Origin of the sequence: Streptomyces sp. NRRL WC-3549, assembly GCF_000721935.1 — a bacterium.
GTDB lineage: Bacteria > Actinomycetota > Actinomycetes > Streptomycetales > Streptomycetaceae > Streptomyces.
This window is the reverse complement of sequence record NZ_KL585390.1, coordinates 44,860-48,882: the sequence shown is the minus strand read 5'-3', so window position 1 is coordinate 48,882 and position 4,023 is coordinate 44,860. Positions and strand designations below refer to the sequence as shown.

The window sequence follows — 4,023 nt, the reverse complement described above, 5'->3', positions numbered from 1 at the left end:
CCCTCCCTGCCGCGGGCCAGCGGCGGCCGGCGGCCACGCAGGCTGGCCTCCGGGCAGCTGGGCCGGGTCCACGAGATGGTCGCGGACCCGGACGGCACCCGCCTCGCCCTCGCCTCGAACGACGGACGTCTGCTGCTGCTGGACACCGCCGGGGACGAGACGGAACACGAGGTCGCCGCCCTGGACGGGGTCGCCGTCCTGGACAGCGCCGACGCGCGGGCCGCCCTGCTGGACGCGGTCGAGGAGCAGGGCTCCGCCCCGCCTCCCCCGCCGCCCGCCGAGGCCCGGGTCACCGAGCTCATCCGCTCCGTCAACGGCCCGGTCCGCGACCTGGCGTTCTCCCCGGACGGCGCCTGGCTGACCTGGTCGCACCCGGGCATCGGCCGGTCGCTGCGGAAGATCAAGCTGGCCCGGATCAGCGGCCCGGACGCACCGGTGATCGTCGACGTCACCAACGGCCGCTTCGAGGACGAGAACCCGGTCTTCACCGGCGACGGCCGCTACCTCGCCTTCCTCTCCTGGCGCGGCTTCGACCCGGTGTACGACGTCCACACCGGCGACCTCTCCTTCCCGCTGGGCTGCCGCCCCTACCTCGTACCGCTCTCCTCGGCGACCCCCTCCCCCTTCGCGCTGCTCCCCGACGGGCGGCCCGCGGCCGGCGGACTGGACCCGGTGGACATCCCCGAAGGCACCGTCGAGGGGACCACCGTCACCGTGGAGTTCGAGGGGCTGGAGAGCAGGGTCACCCCGTTCCCCGTCTCCGCGTCGAAGTACTCGGCGCTCCAACCGGTCAGCGGGGGCGGACTGGTCTGGCTGCGCTGGCCCATCTCCGGGGCCCTGGGCGAGACGTTCGCCAACCCCGCGGACATGTCGGGGCGCCCCACCCTGGAGCACTTCAGCATCGCCAGGGCCCGCAGGACCGAACTGGTCGCCCACCTCGACTGGTTCGCGGTCAGCGGGGACCGGAGCCGGCTGGTCGTCATGGACGACGGCGAACTGCGCGCCGTCCCGTCCAGCGAACCCGGCGACAACGACTCCACCGTCTACCTCGACCTGCGCCGCATCCTCCACGAGGTCGACCCGGCCGCGGAATGGCGGCAGGCCTACGACGAGGCGGGCCGCATCATCCGGGCCTACTTCTGGGAACCGGACATGTGCGGCATCGACTGGGAGGGCGTCCTGGACCAGTACCGCCCCCTGGTCGAACGGGTCGCCTCCCCGGACGAGTTCGCGGACCTGCTGCGCGAACTCCTGGGCGAGCTGGGCACCTCCCACGCCTACGTCTCCCCCGCCCGCCGCAACGAGGGCCCGCCCCACTACCAGCGGGCGATCGGCCTGCTCGGTGCCAACCTCGCCTGCCGGGACGGCGACTGGACGGTCCTGCGGATCCTGCCCGGTGACTCCTCGGACTCCAAGGCGCGCTCCCCGCTCGCCGGTGCGGGCATCCGCGAGGGTTCCGTCCTCACCCATGTCGACGGCCGTCCGGTGGACCCGGTGGCGGGCCCGTACCCGCTGCTCACGGCGGCGGGCGGGACGACGGTGGAGCAGGACTGGGTCGCCAAGCGCCGTGAGGTCGTACGCGAACTGAGCGGCGGCAGGTGCGGGTACCTGCACATCCCGGACATGGGCGGCTCGGGCTGGGCCCAGTTCAACCGCGACCTGCGCCTGGAGGTCTCCCGCCCGGCCCTGATCGTGGACGTACGCGGCAACGCGGGCGGGCACATCAGCGAGCTGGTCGTCGAGAAGCTCACCCGCGCGATCCTCGGCTGGGACCTCACCCGCAACGCCCAGCCCGTCTCGTACGCGTCCAACGCCCCCCGGGGCCCGGTGGTCGCCCTCGCCGACGAGGCGACCTCCTCCGACGGCGACATGATCACGGCGGCCTTCCGGCTGCTGAAGCTCGGACCGGTGGTGGGGCAGCGCACCTGGGGCGGTGTGGTCGGCATGACCGGACGCCACCGGCTCGGCGACGGCACGGTGATCACGGTGCCGATGAACGCGGCCTGGTTCGACACGTACGGCTGGTCCGTCGAGAACCACGGCGTCGAACCGGACCTGGAGGCCCTGCGCACCCCCCTGGACTGGGCGGAGGGCCGGCACGCGGTCCTGGACGACGCGGTCAGGGTGGCCCTGGACCTCCTGGCCTCCCACCCGGCCGCCACGCCCCCGACGTACGCCACGGTCCCGGACCTGCGCCGCCCCCCGCTGCCGCCGCGGTGACGGGTGGGCCGCGCACCCCGGCCCGCGCCGCCCGCCCCGGCCCTCCCGGCGTCCGAGAGCCCGGGGCAGAGTCCCGGGCGGCGGCCGCCCCCGCACACGGGTGAGGGGCGCGCCCCGGAACCGGATCCCGGGACGCGCCCCTCCAAGCGCAGACGTAGCCGCGGACGTCAGCGGTCGAACCGCTCCCGCGCCTGCTCGGCCGCGTCCCGCGCACGCTCACGCGGGTCGGACGGCCGGTCGCCGGAGCGGTCGGACCGCTCACGGGAACCATCCTGCTTGCCGTCCTTCTTCTTCTGCTCGGCCTGGTCGGCGAGTTCCTTCGCCTTGTCCTTGAACTGGTCTGCGATACCCATGCCGTTCACTCCTATGCGGGTGCGTGGGGCGGCCCCGTAAGGGCCTCGCTCAGGCTTACACACCCGGACACAGGCCGCATTTCGATCAGTGACGCTGTGCCCGCGCGTCCTGGTCCGCCGCACCGCCGGCCCCCACGAGCCCCTTGGTGACCCCGTCCAGCCGCGACCCGAACCGCTGCATCTCCCGCTGTCCGACGACCCCGATCACCGACGGCAGCGCCCCTCGGACCGACTGCATCCCGCGCAGCCACCACTGGCCGTACACATGGGCCGAGCGCCGCTCGATGCCGACGACGATCCGGTCCACGGCCGGGCCCAGCGGATAGGTGCGGTTGGCGGGCCAGGGCAGCCGCTGCCTCAGCTCCCGCATGACGTCGTCCTCGTCGGCGCCGCGCACCATGTCCGTGTCGGTCCAGGAGAGATAGCCGACCCCGACCCTCACCCCCCGGTAGCCGACCTCCGCCCGCAGGCTGTGCGCGAAGGCCTCCACCCCCGACTTGGAAGCGCAGTACGCGCTCATCATCGGCGCCGGGGTGAGCGCGGCCAGCGACGCTATCTGGAGGAAGTAGCCGCGGCTCTCCATGACGATGGGCAGGAACGCCCTCGCCGTGACCGCGCCACCGATCAGGTTCACCTCGATGACCCGCCGCCAGGCGACCGGGTCGGAGTCCACGAGCGGGCCGCCCGTGGCGACACCGGCGTTGGCCACGACGACGTCGATCTTCCCGAAGCGCTCCTTCACCTCGCGGGCGACCCGGGCCATCGCCTCGTGGTCGGTGACGTCCGCGAACCAGTGGTCGCTGTCCGAGTGCAGCCGCTCGGACACCTTCTTCAACGCGTCGGGTTCCAGCCCGACCAGCGCCAGCTTCGCGCCGCGCGCCGACAGCTTGCGGGCGAGCAGTTCGCCCACTCCGCGCGCCGCACCCGTGACGACGACGACCTGCCCTTCGAGACTCCGCCTGCCGCTCATGCGACCTCCTCCTCGCTCACGGCCTCGGCCGCACCGTCCACAGTGACGTACAGGGCCACCAGCTCGCGAAGCTTCGCGGTGACCACTTCGGGCGCCTCGACCGGCGTCATGTGACCCGCGCCCGTCAGCTCGGTGAGACCGAGGCTGTGCGGCAGCGCCGCCTCTATGGCCCGCGCGTGCACGGGCGGTGTCAGCCGGTCCTCGACGCCGGCGATGACCGCGGTCGGCAGCCCGAGTTCCCGTACGTCCGCGTCGAGGTCGAGCTCCGCCAGCACCTGGCCCCAGGCGACGCGCGCCCCGCGCGGGCAGGCGTGCACGATCCTGGCGCAGGTGTCGACCCGGTCCGGGGCCGAGCCCCGCCCCATCGTGGCGTACTTGAGCACCGACCGGGAAACCGCGTTCACCGGTCCGAGTGGCGCCCGGGCGCCGAGCACCGCCGCGGTCATCCGGGTCCGCAGCGCACCGGCCCGCATCGGCAGC

4 protein-coding genes are annotated in these 4,023 nt (G+C 73.7%); 1 reads left to right on the top strand and 3 read right to left on the bottom strand.

Going from position 1 to position 4,023, the window contains the following annotated elements:
- Positions 1-2,220 (top strand): S41 family peptidase (locus IH13_RS0108360; RefSeq protein ID WP_199814620.1); only part of this gene is annotated, 2,220 nt, incomplete at its 5' end.
- 167 nt (positions 2,221-2,387) lie between these two features.
- Here IH13_RS0108360 and IH13_RS0108355 read toward each other — a convergent pair.
- From IH13_RS0108355 to IH13_RS0108345, 3 genes are all read right to left on the bottom strand, one after another.
- On the bottom strand, positions 2,388-2,573 hold the full coding sequence (locus IH13_RS0108355; protein ID WP_031082467.1) for a hypothetical protein: 186 nt from the start codon (positions 2,571-2,573) through the stop codon (positions 2,388-2,390).
- A gap of 85 nt (positions 2,574-2,658) precedes the next feature.
- Positions 2,659-3,543: an SDR family oxidoreductase gene (locus tag IH13_RS0108350; RefSeq protein ID WP_031082465.1), complete on the bottom strand. Its 885-nt coding sequence runs from the start codon at positions 3,541-3,543 to the stop codon at positions 2,659-2,661.
- A partial coding sequence (locus tag IH13_RS0108345; protein WP_031082463.1) for an alpha/beta fold hydrolase occupies positions 3,540-4,023 on the bottom strand: 484 nt, incomplete at its 5' end. The genes IH13_RS0108350 and IH13_RS0108345, both read right to left, overlap by 4 nt.